The organism is Curvibacter sp. T50 (assembly GCF_057219955.1).
On sequence record NZ_JBXVVU010000003.1, the window covers coordinates 92,676 to 107,535 of the forward strand.

Sequence of the window (14,860 nt, forward strand, 5' to 3'; positions counted from 1 at the left end):
CACAGGCACTATTCGCCGAAACAGGGGATTTTAGTTTTTTCGGCTCCCCGGTTCTGAAGAGTGATCCTTTGGCTGAATCCATAATCGGCGCCATGTTGCTGCGCGCCGGTTTGCTGTCCCTGTCCCTGTTGCTGGCGAGTCGCATTCTCGGTCTCGCGCGCGAATCGGCCCAGGCTGCTGCATTTGGCGCAACGGGCCTGGGCGACGTGGTGGTGCTGATGTTGACCCTGCCCGACTGGGTGGCCGGATTATTGGCCAGCGGCGCGCTGGCCTATGTGTTGTTGCCACATTGGGCGCGCCAGACACCGGACGCACAGGCGGCAACCCAGCGCAGGCTGGCGCGCTCGCTGCTGCTGTTGGGCGCCGGGCTGGGGCTTTTGCTGGGATTTGGCCGTGACCCAGCGCTGTCGATTCTGGCGGTGGGTGTCCCGCAACCTCTGCGTGAAACGGCCTCTGAGGCCATGATCTGGAGCGCCTTGGCGCTTCCGCTGGCGTTATTGGCTGCCCTGTGGTCCACCCGGCTGCAGCATCTTCGCGACTTTGCCGGCATGTACGGCGCCAACCTGGTGGTCAACGGGGTGTTGATCGGTGCAATGCTTTGGATAGCGATAGAGCACAAAAATACGTGGGCTTTTCGGGTTTTTTGTCTCTTTTTCCTGCTGGCCATGGGCCTGCGCCTGCTCTGGCAGGCGTGGCGCTTGCGGCGCGGTGTCGTTCCGGGCGATGGGACCGATGCGATCCGGGTCCCGGTGTCAGGGGACGGGCCCGCCTCGCCCGCCGCATCGGTGTGGCTTTGGGCGGGGCTGTCGGCGGGCCTGCCGCTGGCGCTGCCTTTCGTCGCGCGATCATTGGCTTCCCAGTCGGGCGAAGGGGCATTGGCGACCTTCAACTACGCGTGGAAACTGATCGAGTTGCCGCTGGTCCTGGCCATTCAGCTGGTCGCCACACTCGCGTTTCCCGCCATCGCACGGGCATTGGCGGACCGCACTGACACGGGACACCGGTCTGCGGCGGCCGATACCGCCATCCGGGCTGCCATGGCGCTGGCCTGGACTTTGGCCTGCGCCGCGGCCGCAGGACTTTTTTTGGGCGCACCGTCGCTGGCTGCGCTTTTGTTCGGCTGGGGCCGCATGGATCCGCCAGCGCTGAGCCGGGTTGCCCTTTGGGGCGCAAGTGGTGCGTGGAGTTTGTTGCCCCAGGCAGTCACCGCGGTGGGGCTGACCGTATTGGCGGTGCAGGGCAAGATGCGGCTTGCCGCTCTGGCCTATGGAGCCGTATTGTCCGGGCTGTTGGGCGCCGGCAACTGGGCCGGCGGTGACGGTGAACGTCTGATGGTGATGCTGAACCTGGCCTACGTGACGGTTGCTGCGGTGGTACTGGTCGCCCTGGGTTCCGCAGCGAAACGCTGGCTGCCGCTTCGTTTGATGGCAGCGACCTTGTCGGGCGTCATGCTTGCCGCCTGGATAAGGCACGCCTTGCCGGCCGTCGACACGCCAACGGGACTCACCTTGGCGGTCACTTCCGCATTCGCCGTGGTGTTCATCGGCCTGCTTTCCGGTCCCGACTTGCGCCATGCGCTGCGGCGATAATCCGGGACAGCCATGCTTGAACTCATACAGATCACCAACGACCCCGCGTTTGCGCGCCGCTGCGACGCGCTGGATGGCATGCGGCTGTGGGTGGACCTGGAGCGGCTGGGCAAGGCCGAACGGCAGGCCGGGCGCAACACCTTCATCAGCGAGCACCAGCTGGACGACGTGGCGCGGATCAAAGACGTGCTCCGTCGTGCGCCGCTGATGGTTCGCGTGAATCCGTTGAACCCGCAGAGCGCGGACGAGGTCGATGCGGTGCTGGCGCGGGGCGCGGACCTGCTGATGTTGCCGATGTTCACGACGGCCGATGAGTTGCGTTCCTTCTCGGCCTTGGTGGCCGGACGGGCGCCCGTCGTGCCTTTGCTGGAAACTGCCGGCGCGCTGGCCACGCTGGACGACTGGGTCGCTACTCCCGGCCTGCACGAGATCTACGTGGGCCTGAATGACTTGCATCTGTCTTTGGGATTGCGCTTCATGTTCGAGCCGCTCGCCAGCGGCATCGTGGCTGGCGTGGCCGCGGCCGCGCGCAGCCAGGGCCTGCGCTTTGGTTTTGGCGGCGTCGCCCGGCTGGACGAAGGCCTGCTGCCGGGGCGCGACGTGCTGGCCGAGCATGTGCGTCTGGGGTCGCGGGCAGTGATCTTGTCGCGGACGTTTCATCGGCCCGCGGCATCGGGCCTGCCGGCGCATCCGTTCGAAACCGAAGTGGACCGCTTGCGCCAGGTTGAGTTCGAACTGTCCCAACGATCGGCCGCGCAACGGGAAGCGGACCGGGTGCGCATTGCGGGCGTCATCGCCGGTATCGCAACGCGTCTGGCGCCCGCCGCGGAGGCTGCAGCTTGAAGCGGTGTCTGGACATGGTGCTGGCGCTGATTGCGCTGCTGTCGCTGAGCCCCCTGCTGGTGCTGACGGCGTTGTTCATTGCGTCCGAATCCGGCCTGCCCGTGCTGTTCCGTCAGACCCGCGTGGGTCGGGGCGGGCGGGAATTTGGCATGTACAAGTTCCGCAGCATGGTGAAGAACGCGGCCGCGATCGGACCCTACTTCACGGCCGACAATGACCCGCGCATCACCCGCGTCGGCCGCTTCATCCGGCGCACCAGCATCGACGAGCTGCCGCAATTGATCAACGTGCTGCTGGGCGACATGAGCCTGGTCGGGCCGCGCCCCGATGTGCCGGCGCAGCGCAGCCTGTATTCCGAAGCGGACTGGGCCTTGCGTTGCAGCGTGCGCCCGGGCATCACTGGACTGGCCCAGGCGCTGTACCGCTCAGACGCGCAAGGCACACAGCGGCTGGATGCCGACCTGCGCTACGCCCGCGAGCATTCTCTCTGGCTGGACGCCCGGATCATCTGGTGGACGCTGGGCCGCCTGAGCGGGCAGGGGGCCAACTGAGATGTGTGGCATCTTCGGCTACTGGGATCGCCGCGGCAACGAGCTGCCGGCCGACGACCTGCGCGCCATGGCCCGCAGCCTGGTGCACCGCGGGCCGGACGACGAAGGCGTCCACCACGCCCCGGCACGCGGCGTGGCCGTGGGCAACCGGCGCCTGTCCATCATCGACATCGGGGGCGGCCACCAGCCCTTCGTGAGCGACGACGGACAGATCGCCGTGGTGCAGAACGGCGAAATCTTCAACCACGTCGAACTGGCGGCCGAACTGCGGCAGCAAGGCGTGCGGCTGGACACGCATTCGGACACCGAGGTCATCCTGCGCCTGTACGAGCGCGAAGGCATTGCCTGCCTGAAACGACTGAACGGCATGTTCGCGATCGCCATCGACGACGCCCGCGAAGACGCGCTGTACCTGGCGCGCGACCGCATCGGCGTGAAGCCGCTGTACGTGGCCGATGACGGCCAGCGCATGCTATTCGCGTCGGAAATCAAGGCTTTTTGGGCCATACCCAGCGTCAAACGGTCACAGTCTGCTATTGATCTGGAAGCGATTCACCACTACCTGAGCTTCAATTACGTCCCCGTTCCGTGGACCGCGTACCAAGGCGTTCGTCATGTGTTGCCCGGCACCTGGATGCGGTTCGGGCGAGGCAACTCGGTGCAGACCCGGCGTTGGTGGCGCCTGGCCGACCAACGCGAGCGGGACTTCGCGTTCGACGAATGGGCGGAGGAGTTCCTGGCGCTGCTGGACGACGCCACCCGCATTCGCCTGCGCGCCGATGTTCCTTTTGGTGCCTTTCTGTCGGGCGGCGTCGATTCCAGCACCGTCGTCGGCCTGATGGCGCGCCATGTGGACCGGCCGGTCAAGACCTTCTGCATCGGCTTTGAAGGCCCGCGCTATGACGAGTCGGCCTTTGCCATGGAGGCGGCGCGGCGCTTCGGCTGCGACCACACGAGCGAAGTCGCCGAACTCAACATGCTGGACCGCTGGCCGTTGGTGTTGCACCACCTGGACCAGCCGCACGGCGATGCCTCGTTCATGCCCACGTTGCGGGTCAGTGAGCTGGCTGCGAAGCACGTCAAGGTGGTGCTGACCGGTGATGGCGGCGACGAGCTGTTTGCCGGGTACGACAAATACGCCGCTTTTTTCGGGCGGTCGGACGCGTTCACACTGTCGGATGCTGACTTCCAGCGGCATTACTTTGATGCCATTTCGCTGTTCGCACCGGCAGCGAAGACCGCGCTGTACCGGCCGGAGCTTCGGGCGCGGCTGGATGGCATCGACAGTTTCTCGGTCGCGGCCAAGCCCTGGTTCGAGGAAGCCGCTCACTTCGACCGGGTGAATCAGGCGCTGTACCTCGACATGCAACTGCTGCTGAGCGGCAACAACCTGGTCAAGCCCGACCGCATGGGCATGGCCGTCAGCATCGAGGCGCGCACGCCGTTCCTGGACTGGCGGATGATGGAATTCGCCTTCCGTTCCCGCGGAGCGACCAAACTGTCGCCGCAGGGTGACAAGAAACACTGGTTCAAACGCGCCGCCGTGCCGCTGATCGGCGAAGATCTGGCCTACCGGAAGAAGCAGATGTTCACCGTGCCCATCGGCGACTGGTTCAAGGGCGAATTGCACGACTGGTTGCGCCGGACGCTTGCACAGAGCCCGCTGATCGATGAGATGTTCGAGCCGGCCGTGGTCGCCACCATGCTGGACCGTCACCGCGATGGGCGAGGCAATTTCACGCGGGAACTGCGGGCGCTGGCGGCGCTGGCGGTGTGGCATCAGGACGCTTTCGCATGAGCCAGCCGCCCAAGGTCCTGTTCGTCAGCTACGGCGGTGGCCACATCGGCATGGTGCTGCCGGTGATGTGCGAGCTGGAAGCGCTGCTGCCCGGTGTGCAATGTCAGCTGCTGGCCCTGACCACCGGACACCTCAAGGCCAAGGCGGTACGCCCCGACACCCTCGGCTATAAGGACTTGCTGCATCTGGTGGATGCTGATGCGGCCCGCGCTTGGGGTGAACGGCTGGCCGAAGGCAACACCAGCCCGGACGTGCCGCGCGAAGAAACCATCGCCTACCTCGGCATCAACTACCTGGACCTGATTGCGCAGCACGGCGAGGCGGGGGCAGCCGACCTCTACCGCGAGCAGGGCCGATATGGCTTCCGGCCCCTGCACTTCATGCGTGCGGTGATGGACGCCCTGCAGCCCGACGCGGTCGTGGCCACCAATTCGCCTCGCAGTGAACGTGCCGCCCTCGATACGGCGCGTGCGCTGGGCATTCCCGCAATAGGCATGATTGACCTGTTTGGCCTGGACAGCGACACCTATGTGATGCACGAGACGAAGCCTGATTGGACCTGTGTCATCTCCGAAGGCGTACGCAACCGCCTGATCGCACGTGGCTTTCCTCCCAAAGGTGTTGTCGTTACCGGAAATCCGGCGTTCGACGGATTGTTCAACCCGGCGAACAAGCGGGCGGCCCAAAGTTTCTTGGAGGCACGGGGATGGCAGGGGCTGCGAACCATCCTGTTTGCAGGTCATTGGGAGCCAGTCGCTCATCCCGCCACTCCAATTCCGGTCGGGCGGGTGCTACCTCTCGAGATCGAGGCCGTCCTTCGCGAGCACGTGCGGCAACGAGAAGATCTTGCCTTGATTGTGCGCTACCACCCGAGTGATTGGACCCAGTATCCACGGGTTCCCGATGAACCGCGCATTCACTTCAGTGAACCGCCCAAAGAGCCCATTCACCCTTTGATCCTGGCTGCTGATGCGGTGGTCGTCCAGACTTCTACGGTTGGCCTGGAGTCTGCGGTCGGCGGACGGCCTGTGATATCGGTGGAAAATTCACCTGCAGCTTTCGTATGGTTCAGTCTTGCGAAAGAGCGCGTTTCGACCCCTGCTCCTACGCCAGCCGACTTGCCGATGGTGCTGGATCGGGTGCTTGCTGGCACCGTCTCCCCCACCGATCCCAGCTATCGTGGTGACGGTGGCGCAGCCTCGCGAGTGGCCGGTGTCATCTGCCACGCGGTTGCCTCAGGCGGCTCTTTGTCGGCTGACCCGCGTCCGGTGGTACACAATTGAAATCTTTTTTCTGACCAAGGTAAGCTTGCCGTGTTGGACAATTCAACCATTCTGATCACTGGAGGTACGGGCTCGTTCGGCAATACTTTCGTGCCCATGACCCTCAAGCGCTACAACCCCCGCAAGCTGATCATCTATTCGCGAGACGAGATCAAGCAGTGGGAGATGGCCAAGCTATATCACGGCGATGAGCGAGTGCGTTTTTTCATTGGCGATGTGCGCGATCGCGAGCGGATGTACCGGGCGCTGGACGGTGTCGATTTTGTAGTCCATGCGGCGGCGACCAAGATCGTGCCCACCGCCGAGTACAACCCCTTTGAATGCGTCAAGACCAACGTCAACGGGGCGATGAATGTCATTGACGCTTGCATTGATCGCGGCGTCAAAGGTGTGGTGGCGTTGTCCACGGACAAGGCCAGCAGCCCGGTCAACCTGTACGGCGCGACCAAGCTGGCCTCGGACAAGCTCTTTGTGGCTGGCAACTCCTACGCGGGCGCGACCGGCTGCAAGTTCTCTGTCGTGCGTTACGGCAACGTCATGGGCTCGCGCGGTTCGGTGATCCCCTTCTTCCTCACGCAGAAGGGCAAAGGCTCGCTGCCCATCACCGACGCGCGCATGACCCGCTTCATGATCACGCTGGAACAGGGCGTGGAACTGGTCTGGCACGCTTTCGAGGACATGGAAGGCGGCGAGATCTACGTGAAGAAGATACCGTCGATGAAGGTGACCGACATTGCGCGGGCGGTCGATCCGGATGGCCGGCATGAGATAGTCGGCATCCGTCCTGGCGAAAAGCTGCACGAGCAGATGATTGGCGCCGAAGATGCCCACTACACCTTCGAGTACCCGGAGCACTTCAAGATACTGCCGGCGATCCACAGTTGGCATGAAGATTTCAAGCGGATCAAGGATGGCAACAAAGTGCCAGAGGGCTTCACCTATGCCAGCGACACCAATGCGGAGTGGATGTCAGTCGAGGAACTGCAAGCCTGGATCGTTCGGAACAGGGACAAGATCGGACACCTATGACCTTAGCGATGGCCACGCAGATGATTCCTTACGCGACCCAATCCATCAACGATGACGATCTGAGGGCTGTCCAGGACGTGCTGACTTCCGGATGGCTGACCCAAGGGCCCGCCGGACCGCGATTCGAGCAGGCCTTTGCGGATCGCCATGGCGTGGCCTATGCGGTCGGTGTGGCCAATGCCACGGCGGGCCTACACATCGCCTGTCTGGCGCTGGGGGCCGGGCCGGGCAAGACCGTCTGGACCAGCCCGAACAGCTTTGTCGCCTCGGCCAACTGCGCGCTTTACTGTGGCGCGGACGTGGATTTCGTGGACATCGACCCGGACACGCGCAACATGAGCGTGCCCGCCCTGATCGCCAAACTGGAATCGGCCGATCGCGAGGGCCGCCTGCCGGCCATCGTGATCCCGGTGCACTTTTCCGGTCTGGCATGCGATCTGGCCCCCATGCGCGCGCTGGCTGATCGCTACGGTTTCAAGCTGCTGGAAGATGCCTCCCACGCCGTGGGTGCGAGCTACGAAGGCCAGCCCATCGGCAGTCGATATGCCGATGCCAGCGTGTTCAGCTTCCACCCGGTCAAGATCATCACCACCGGCGAGGGCGGCATCGTCGCCACGCAGGACGCCACGCTGGCTCGCCGCCTGCAGCTGCTGCGCTCGCACGGCATCACTCGCACACCGGACGAAATGGTGCTTGAAGGCCCGATGCCCGGCCCTTGGTATTACGAACAGGCCACGCTTGGCTTCAACTACCGCCTGACCGACATCCAGTCGGCGCTGGGCTGGTCGCAGCTGCAGAGGCTCGATAGGTTCCGTGCTGCGCGCGAGCGGCTGGCCGACCGCTACGACCGGTTGCTGGCGGGCCTGCCGCTCAAGCTCCCGGCGCGTGCGCCCTCGGCCACGGCCACGGCGCGTTCGTCCTGGCACCTGTATGTGATCGAGGTCCTGCCGCGTGATGGCGCGGCATCACGCGCAACCGTATTCAAGCGCCTGTGGGATGCGAACATCGCGGTCAACGTGCACTACATCCCCATCCATACCCAGCCGTTCTACCGCGCGCGCGGCTTCCGGCCGGGAGAGTTCCCAGCGGCCGAGGCCTACTATGGGGGGGCGATCTCGATCCCGCTGTACCCCACGCTCACCGACGCACAGCAGGACTACGTTGTGGCCGAGTTGAAAAAAGCGTTGAGGGCATGAAGACGCTCATCATAGTGCAGGCGCGCATGACCTCCACCCGCTTGCCGGGCAAGGTGCTGCTGCCGCTGGCCGGTGAGCCCATGCTGACGAGACTGGTGGAGCGGCTGCGCCGGGTACAGCGTGCCGATGCCATCGTCATCGCGACCACCACCAACGCCACCGACGAACCGATTGCCACGCTGTGCGCACAACTGAACGTGCCCTGCCACCGCGGCAGCGAACTCGACGTGCTCTCGCGCTACGCCGATGCGGCCCGCTTGCACGGGGCCGACGTAGTGGTGCGCATCACCTCCGACTGCCCGGTGATCGACCCGACGCTGATCGACCAGGTGATCGCGGTTTTCCAAGAAAGCGACAGCGACTGCGTCTCCAACATGTTGCCGCCCACCTGGCCCTATGGCATGGCGGTGGAGGTGTTCAGCGCCGCTGCACTCGCTCAGGCCCACGCCGAGGCCACGCTGCCCGCCGAACGCGAGCACGTCACACCCTTCCTCTACGCGCACCCCGAGCGTTACCGCCTGCGCAACGTCACCAGTCCGGTGGACCTGAGCCACCACCGCTGGACGGTGGACACGCCAGAAGACTACGAACTGGTCCGCCGCCTGTTCGAGGCGCTGCATCCGGCACGACCCCACTTCACGCAAAACGACATCCTCGCCGTGCTTGACGCCCATCCGGACTGGATCGCGATCAACCAGCACATCCGGCAGAAGCCGGCCACCGAATCACAGACCGCACAGGAGACCAAACCATGACCTTCAAGACCGAGCAGGAAGCCTTCTGGGCCGGCGATTTCGGCACCGAGTACATCCAGCGCAACCAGGGCGATGCGCTGCTGGCCTCCAACCTCGACTTCTTCGGCAAGTCCCTGCGCCAGGCGCGTGGCATCAAAAGCTGCATCGAATTTGGCGCCAACATCGGCATGAACCTCAAGGCGCTCAAGCTGCTGCACCCCGGCATCGACGCGCACGCCATCGAGATCAATGCCGAAGCGGCGAAACAGCTCGGCGAGGTCATCCCACCCGCGAACGTGCACCACAGCTCCATCCTGGACTTTGCGCCCGCGCGCCAGTGGGACCTGACGCTCATCAAGGGCGTGCTCATCCACATCAACCCCGAGGTGCTGCCGCAGGTCTACGACAAACTGGTCGCCGCCTGTGGCCGCTACCTGATGGTGGCCGAGTACTACAACCCGGCGCCGGTGGCCATTCCCTACCGCGGCCACAGCGACCGCCTGTTCAAGCGCGACTTCGCGGGCGAACTCATGGACCGCCACCCGCAGCTGCAGCTGGTGGACTATGGCTTTGCCTACCGCCGCGACCCCAACTTCCCGCAGGACGACATCACCTGGTTCCTGATGGAAAAGCGCTGAACCTTTTTCAAGAGACGAGCATGCTGACCTACTGCAAACGCTGCGTGATGCCGGACACCAAGCCGGACCTGCATCTGGACGAACACGGCATCTGCAATGCCTGCCGCAGCTACGAACGGCGCAAGGAAGTGGACTGGGATGCGCGCTACCAGGAACTGCTGAAGGTGCTGGAGAAGTACCGACGGCCCGACGGCAGCCACTGGGACTGCATCGTGCCAGTCAGCGGCGGCAAAGACAGCACTTACCAGGTGGTGCGCATGCTGCAACTGGGCCTGAACCCGCTGTGTGTCACCTCGTCCACCTGCGACCTCTCGCCGCTGGGCCGCGCCAACATCGAGAACCTCAAGCGCCTCGGTGTGGACCATATCGAGTTCTCACCCAACCCGTTGGTGCGCGCCAAGCTCAACCGCATCGGGCTCACGCAGGTGGGCGACATATCCTGGCCCGAACACGTGGGCATCTTCACCATCCCGGTGCGCGCCGCGGTGCAGTTCAACGTGCCGCTGATCGTGTGGGGCGAGAACTCGCAGAACGAGTACGGTGGCCCGGCGGCGGCGGCCGACAACAACGTGCTCAACCGCCGCTGGCTCGAAGAGTTCGGCGGCCTACTGGGCATGCGCGTGTCCGACCTGATCGGCCAGGACGGTATAGAGGCCAAGCACCTGATCCCTTACACCTACCCCAGCGACGAAGAATTGCAGCGCGTGGGCGTGACCGGTCTGTTCCTGGGCCATTACATCCCATGGGACGGCCTGTCCAACACGCTCATCGCGTCGGCCAACGGCTTCCAGAGCTACCACAAGGTGGTCGAGGGCTCGATGGTCAACTACGAGAACCTGGACAACCACCAGACCGGCATCCACGACTACTTCAAGTTCCTGAAGTTCGGCTTCGGCCGCGCCACCGACCTCGCCTGTCTGCACATCCGCCGCGGGCGCCTCACGCGCCAGGACGGCCTGGAAGCGGTCAAGCGCCTGGACGGTCTTTTCCCCTGGGAATACCTGGGCAAGCCGCTCAAGGACATCCTGCGGCCGCTGGAGATGACCGAAGACGAGTTCATCCGTGTCTGCGACAAGTTCACCAACAAAAAGATCTTCAAGCGCGACGTCAGCGGTGCACTCTTGAAAGACAGGGATGGCAACCTGATCAAGATCAACTACGACAACGTGTGATCGCATGAAAGTCGGTGTCATCGACTACGGCGTGGGCAACCTCGGCTCGGTGCTGCGCGCGCTGGAAGAGTTGCGCGTGGCGCCGGTGCTGGTTAACCGCGCGGCCGACATGCACGCCACCGACTGCCTGATCCTGCCCGGTGTGGGCAACTTCGCAGACTGCGTACGCCTGCTGAACGACGGTGGCTGGACCACCGCCTTGCGCGACGAAGTACTGGGTTACAAACGACCGCTGCTGGGTGTGTGCGTGGGTATGCAGTTGCTGGCCGACAGCAGTACCGAAGGCGCGAGCGAAGGCCAGGACACGCCGGGCCTGGGCTTCATTCCCGGTCAGGTGCGGCACCTGCGCAGCTTCGGTTGCACGCTGCGCGTGCCGCATGTGGGCTGGAACAGCATCACCCGCACCCGCAGCGACGATCACCTGCTGGCCGGCATGCCCGACGGCACCGACTTCTACTTCGTGCACAGCTACGCCCTTGCGCCGGCAGACCCGGCCGACGTGCTGGCCACCACCGACTACGGCGTCGCGGTCACGGCCGCGGTGCGGCGCGGCCATGTCTGGGGTACCCAGTTCCACCCGGAAAAGAGCTCGCGCGCGGGCTTCCAGCTGCTCAAGAACTTCATCGAAGGCCCGGCATGCTGAAAGTCCGTGTCATCCCCACCCTGTTGTGGAAGCAGTTCGGCTTGGTCAAGGGCGTGGGCTTCGACAGCTGGCGCCGCGTAGGCCCAGTGCTGCCAGCGGTCAAGGTCTACAACCAGCGCGAGGTCGATGAACTGGTGCTGGTGGACATCGTCGCCCACCAGTCGGACGACGATCCGGACTTCGAATCCATCGACGAATTCGGGCAAGACTGTTTCGTTCCGCTCACGGTGGGTGGCGGCATCACCCGCATCGAACAGGTGCAGCGCCTGCTGCGCGCCGGTGCGGACAAGGTGTCGGTCAACACGGCCGCCTACACACGGCCTGAACTGGTGTCCGAGATTGCCCGTCGCCAAGGCGCGCAGTGTGTCGTTGCCAGCATCGACGTGCGCGCGCAGGACGGTGGCTGGACCTGCTTCAGTCACGCCGGGAAACAGGCCACCGGCCGCGAGGTGGTGGCCTGGGCGCGCGAGCTGGAAGACCGTGGCGCGGGAGAGATCCTCATCACGTCCATCGAGCGCGACGGCACTATGCAGGGCTACGACCTGCCGCTGATCGAGGCCCTGGTGCGCGCGGTGAAGATCCCGGTGATCGCATCCGGCGGGGCGGGCAGCTACCAGCATATGGTTGAAGCCGTGACGCAAGCCGGCGCCTCGGCAGTGGCTGCGGCCAGCATGTTCCACTTTACCGAACAGACTCCCGCCGGCGCCAAGGCCGCGCTGGCCGCTGCCGGCGTGCCGGTGCGCCAGTCATTTGTGCCCGACGGAGACCGTTGAGCATGGGTATTGCGCCCCGTTTGGCGATCCGGGTCGATGCCTCCGCTGCCATCGGAACGGGGCATCTCAAGCGCTGCCTGTCGCTGGCGCAGGCCTTGACCGAAGCTGGCGCTGAAGTCCGCTTTGTCTGCCGCCGTATGGACGCCGTGGCCATGCAGGTGCTGAGCAAGGAGACAACATTCGTCCACTGGCTGCATGCACCCCCACAGGCCTTTGCACCTGAGCCCGATGCCCCACCACACGCGGCCTGGGCGGGTGTGTCACAAATCAAGGACGCGGCCGATACCGCGCAGGCCCTGGCGGACTGGCATCCCGACGCTGTGGTGGTCGATCACTACGCCTTCGACGCGCGCTGGCATGACGGGGTGCGCGATGCGCTGGGCTGCCGCCTGCTGGTCATCGACGACACCGCCGACCGCGCGCTTGACGCTGACGCCTTGCTCGACCCCAACTGGGCTGCCGATCACCGCGCCAAGTACGCCGGTCGGCTGCAACGTGAGCCACTGTGGCTGTGTGGGCCGCGTTTCGCGCTGCTGTCTTCCGGCTACCGGAACGCGGCACCTTACGTTTTTTGTGAAACGGTGCGCAGCATCGGCATTTTCATGGGCGGCACCGACCCGGGTGGCATATCGGCACTGGCGCTGACGGCCTGCCGCAACGCCGGCTTCACCGGTGCGGTGGAGGTGGTGTCCACCTCGGCCAACCCGAAGCTGGCCGAATTGCGCAACGCCTGCAAACCTGATGGCCAGGCCATGCTGACACTCGACCAGCCCGATCTGGCTGGCTTCTTTTCCCGTCACGACCTGCAGATCGGCGCAGGCGGTGGCGCGACCTGGGAGCGCTGCTGTATCGGTGCCCCGACCGTGGCTTTGGCCCTGGCGGCCAACCAGTCGGCCGTGCTGCCCGGGCTGGCGGCGCTGGGCGCGGTGCGTGCGGCCGATGAAGAAAACCTGCCCGGCGTGCTGCGGGATCTCATTGCCGATCCGGCCGCGCGGCGATCGCTGGCGGAACGGGCCGGGGCACTGGTCGACGGCCGGGGCGCGCAGCGCGTAGCTCTGGCCCTGCTGCAACGGTGCCAACGCGCCCATCTGCAGCTGCGTCCCGCCACGGTCGAGGACGCCCGATTGCTGCACGGCTGGCGCGACCACCCCGCCGTGCGCGCCGTGTCTACCACCCAGGAATCGATCAACTTCAGCGCGCACCAACGCTGGTTGCAAGCCGTGCTGGCGAACCCGGCGCGCTGGTTGTTCGTGGCCTGGGTCGGCCGTGTGCCCGTTGGCAGCATCCGTTTTGATCGGCTGGACAATGGGCACGTCGAAGTGTCGCTCTACACCGACCCTGATCTGCAGGCTCTGGGTCTGGGCCAGCGCCTGCTGGCCGCCGGCGAACAGGCGCTGCTGGCGCTACACCCCGGTGGCTTTTCCGTGGATGCCCAGGTGCTGCCTGGCAACACCGCGTCACAACGCCTGTTCCATGCCGGCGGCTACCATGGGGGGCCGCTGCAGTACCGCAAAGCGGTCGGCCCCTTGCTGAATACGCTACAGACCGAATCATGAAGATCCTCGACCGCGCCATCGGCCCCGGCCACCGCCCCTACCTGATCGCCGAGATGTCGGGCAACCACAACCAGTCGCTGGAGCGCGCGCTGACCATCGTGGATGCCGCGGCGGCGCACGGGGCCGACGCCATCAAGCTGCAGACCTACACGGCCGACACCATGACGCTGAACCTGCGCATGCCCGGCTTCGTGATCGACGATCCCAAGAGCCTGTGGGCCGGGCGCCAACTCTACGAGCTCTACCAGGAAGCCCACACGCCCTGGGAATGGCACGCGCCCATCATGGAACGCGCCGCCAGCCACGGCATGCACTGTTTCAGCACGCCCTTCGATTTCAGCTCGGTGGATTTTCTCGAGTCGCTGAACGTGCCAGCCTACAAGATTGCCTCGTTCGAAAACACCGACCTGCCCCTCATCCGCCGCGTGGCGGCCACCGGCAAGCCCATGATCATGTCCACCGGCATGGCCACGGCCGGCGAGATCGACGAAGCGGTTCGTGCCGCGCGCGACGCCGGCTGCCGAGACCTGGTGCTGCTCAAGTGCACCAGCACCTACCCGGCCACGGCAGAAAACACCAACATTTCCACCCTCCCGCACCTGCGCACCCTGTTTGGCTGCGAGGTCGGCCTGTCGGACCACACCATGGGCTGCGGTGTGTCGGTGGCGGCCACGGCGCTCGGCGCGACGGTGATCGAAAAGCACTTCACCCTCCGCCGCGCCGATGGCGGCGTCGATTCGAGCTTTTCTATGGAGCCACAGGAGTTGCGCCAGTTGCGCCAGGAAACCGAACGCGCCTGGCAGGCTGTCGGCCAGATCAACTATGGACCGACTGCTGCGGAGATGAAGTCCCTGGCCTTCCGCCGCTCCCTCTACATCGCTCAGGATCTGAAGGCCGGCGATATGCTGACACGTGAGAACCTGAGATGTGTGCGGCCCGGATTCGGACTTCCCCCCAAGTACCTGGACGATCTGCTGGGGCAGCGCATCGGGTGTGATGTGGTTGCCGGGACTCCCATGGGCTGGCACCTTCTTTCGGCCTCAGTCCGGTGAAGA

14 protein-coding genes are annotated in these 14,860 nt (G+C 64.9%); all 14 read left to right on the forward strand.

Features of this window, described 5'->3' with window-relative positions; translation table 11 throughout:
- Positions 1-92 precede the first annotated feature (92 nt).
- Genes AC2EBU_RS12060 through pseI form a run of 14 tightly spaced genes read left to right on the forward strand, consistent with a single transcriptional unit; the run spans position 93 to position 14,857 of the window.
- Complete coding sequence (locus AC2EBU_RS12060) at positions 93-1,589, forward strand: lipid II flippase MurJ (RefSeq protein ID WP_484610671.1); 1,497 nt, start codon at positions 93-95, stop codon at positions 1,587-1,589.
- A gap of 12 nt (positions 1,590-1,601) precedes the next feature.
- A complete protein-coding gene (locus AC2EBU_RS12065) occupies positions 1,602-2,432 on the forward strand; it encodes an aldolase/citrate lyase family protein (RefSeq protein WP_484610672.1) in 831 nt (276 codons plus the stop codon).
- Complete coding sequence (locus AC2EBU_RS12070; protein WP_484610673.1) at positions 2,429-2,983, forward strand: sugar transferase; 555 nt, start codon at positions 2,429-2,431, stop codon at positions 2,981-2,983. Before AC2EBU_RS12065 ends, AC2EBU_RS12070 begins: the two co-directional genes overlap by 4 nt.
- A 1-nt stretch (position 2,984) precedes the next feature.
- On the forward strand, positions 2,985-4,781 hold the full coding sequence (asnB, locus tag AC2EBU_RS12075; protein WP_484610674.1) for an asparagine synthase (glutamine-hydrolyzing): 1,797 nt from the start codon (positions 2,985-2,987) through the stop codon (positions 4,779-4,781).
- The gene (locus tag AC2EBU_RS12080; RefSeq protein ID WP_484610675.1) at positions 4,778-6,064 is read left to right on the forward strand and encodes a UDP-N-acetylglucosamine 2-epimerase; all 1,287 of its coding nucleotides are present in this window, start codon (positions 4,778-4,780) and stop codon (positions 6,062-6,064) included. The genes asnB and AC2EBU_RS12080 overlap by 4 nt, the downstream gene beginning before the upstream one ends.
- Before the next feature lie 30 nt (positions 6,065-6,094).
- Positions 6,095-7,093, forward strand: a complete 999-nt coding sequence (gene pseB, locus AC2EBU_RS12085) for a UDP-N-acetylglucosamine 4,6-dehydratase (inverting) (RefSeq protein WP_484610676.1) — start codon at positions 6,095-6,097, stop codon at positions 7,091-7,093.
- A complete protein-coding gene (gene pseC / locus AC2EBU_RS12090) occupies positions 7,090-8,289 on the forward strand; it encodes a UDP-4-amino-4,6-dideoxy-N-acetyl-beta-L-altrosamine transaminase (protein ID WP_484610677.1) in 1,200 nt (399 codons plus the stop codon). Before pseB ends, pseC begins: the two co-directional genes overlap by 4 nt.
- On the forward strand, positions 8,286-9,044 hold the full coding sequence (locus AC2EBU_RS12095) for a cytidylyltransferase domain-containing protein (RefSeq protein WP_484610678.1): 759 nt from the start codon (positions 8,286-8,288) through the stop codon (positions 9,042-9,044). Before pseC ends, AC2EBU_RS12095 begins: the two co-directional genes overlap by 4 nt.
- Positions 9,041-9,661: a pseudaminic acid biosynthesis-associated methylase gene (locus AC2EBU_RS12100; protein ID WP_484610679.1), complete on the forward strand. Its 621-nt coding sequence runs from the start codon at positions 9,041-9,043 to the stop codon at positions 9,659-9,661. The genes AC2EBU_RS12095 and AC2EBU_RS12100 overlap by 4 nt, the downstream gene beginning before the upstream one ends.
- A gap of 20 nt (positions 9,662-9,681) precedes the next feature.
- The gene (locus AC2EBU_RS12105; RefSeq protein ID WP_484610680.1) at positions 9,682-10,833 is read left to right on the forward strand and encodes an N-acetyl sugar amidotransferase; all 1,152 of its coding nucleotides are present in this window, start codon (positions 9,682-9,684) and stop codon (positions 10,831-10,833) included.
- A gap of 4 nt (positions 10,834-10,837) precedes the next feature.
- Positions 10,838-11,476: an imidazole glycerol phosphate synthase subunit HisH gene (gene hisH, locus AC2EBU_RS12110; RefSeq protein ID WP_484610681.1), complete on the forward strand. Its 639-nt coding sequence runs from the start codon at positions 10,838-10,840 to the stop codon at positions 11,474-11,476.
- Positions 11,470-12,249, forward strand: coding sequence for an imidazole glycerol phosphate synthase subunit HisF (gene hisF / locus AC2EBU_RS12115; protein WP_484610682.1), 780 nt, complete (start codon positions 11,470-11,472; stop codon positions 12,247-12,249). Before hisH ends, hisF begins: the two co-directional genes overlap by 7 nt.
- Before the next feature lie 2 nt (positions 12,250-12,251).
- Positions 12,252-13,805 carry a UDP-2,4-diacetamido-2,4,6-trideoxy-beta-L-altropyranose hydrolase gene (gene pseG, locus AC2EBU_RS12120; protein WP_484610683.1) on the forward strand — a complete coding sequence of 518 codons (1,554 nt, stop codon included), beginning with the start codon at positions 12,252-12,254 and terminating at the stop codon, positions 13,803-13,805.
- A complete protein-coding gene (gene pseI / locus AC2EBU_RS12125; RefSeq protein WP_484610684.1) occupies positions 13,802-14,857 on the forward strand; it encodes a pseudaminic acid synthase in 1,056 nt (351 codons plus the stop codon). Before pseG ends, pseI begins: the two co-directional genes overlap by 4 nt.
- Positions 14,858-14,860 lie beyond the last annotated feature (3 nt).

Bases quoted from the DNA above. Each gene is read 5' to 3' on its own strand.
- hisH (WP_484610681.1), top strand. From the start codon at position 10,838: ATGAAAGTCGGTGTCATCGACTACGGCGTGGGCAACCTCGGCTCGGTG.
- AC2EBU_RS12105 (WP_484610680.1), top strand. From the start codon at position 9,682: ATGCTGACCTACTGCAAACGCTGCGTGATGCCGGACACCAAGCCGGAC.
- AC2EBU_RS12100 (WP_484610679.1), top strand. From the start codon at position 9,041: ATGACCTTCAAGACCGAGCAGGAAGCCTTCTGGGCCGGCGATTTCGGC.
- hisF (WP_484610682.1), top strand. From the start codon at position 11,470: ATGCTGAAAGTCCGTGTCATCCCCACCCTGTTGTGGAAGCAGTTCGGC.
- AC2EBU_RS12060 (WP_484610671.1), top strand. From the start codon at position 93: ATGTTGCTGCGCGCCGGTTTGCTGTCCCTGTCCCTGTTGCTGGCGAGT.
- AC2EBU_RS12065 (WP_484610672.1), top strand. From the start codon at position 1,602: ATGCTTGAACTCATACAGATCACCAACGACCCCGCGTTTGCGCGCCGC.
- pseI (WP_484610684.1), top strand. From the start codon at position 13,802: ATGAAGATCCTCGACCGCGCCATCGGCCCCGGCCACCGCCCCTACCTG.
- AC2EBU_RS12095 (WP_484610678.1), top strand. From the start codon at position 8,286: ATGAAGACGCTCATCATAGTGCAGGCGCGCATGACCTCCACCCGCTTG.
- pseG (WP_484610683.1), top strand. From the start codon at position 12,252: ATGGGTATTGCGCCCCGTTTGGCGATCCGGGTCGATGCCTCCGCTGCC.
- AC2EBU_RS12080 (WP_484610675.1), top strand. From the start codon at position 4,778: ATGAGCCAGCCGCCCAAGGTCCTGTTCGTCAGCTACGGCGGTGGCCAC.
- asnB (WP_484610674.1), top strand. From the start codon at position 2,985: ATGTGTGGCATCTTCGGCTACTGGGATCGCCGCGGCAACGAGCTGCCG.
- pseC (WP_484610677.1), top strand. From the start codon at position 7,090: ATGACCTTAGCGATGGCCACGCAGATGATTCCTTACGCGACCCAATCC.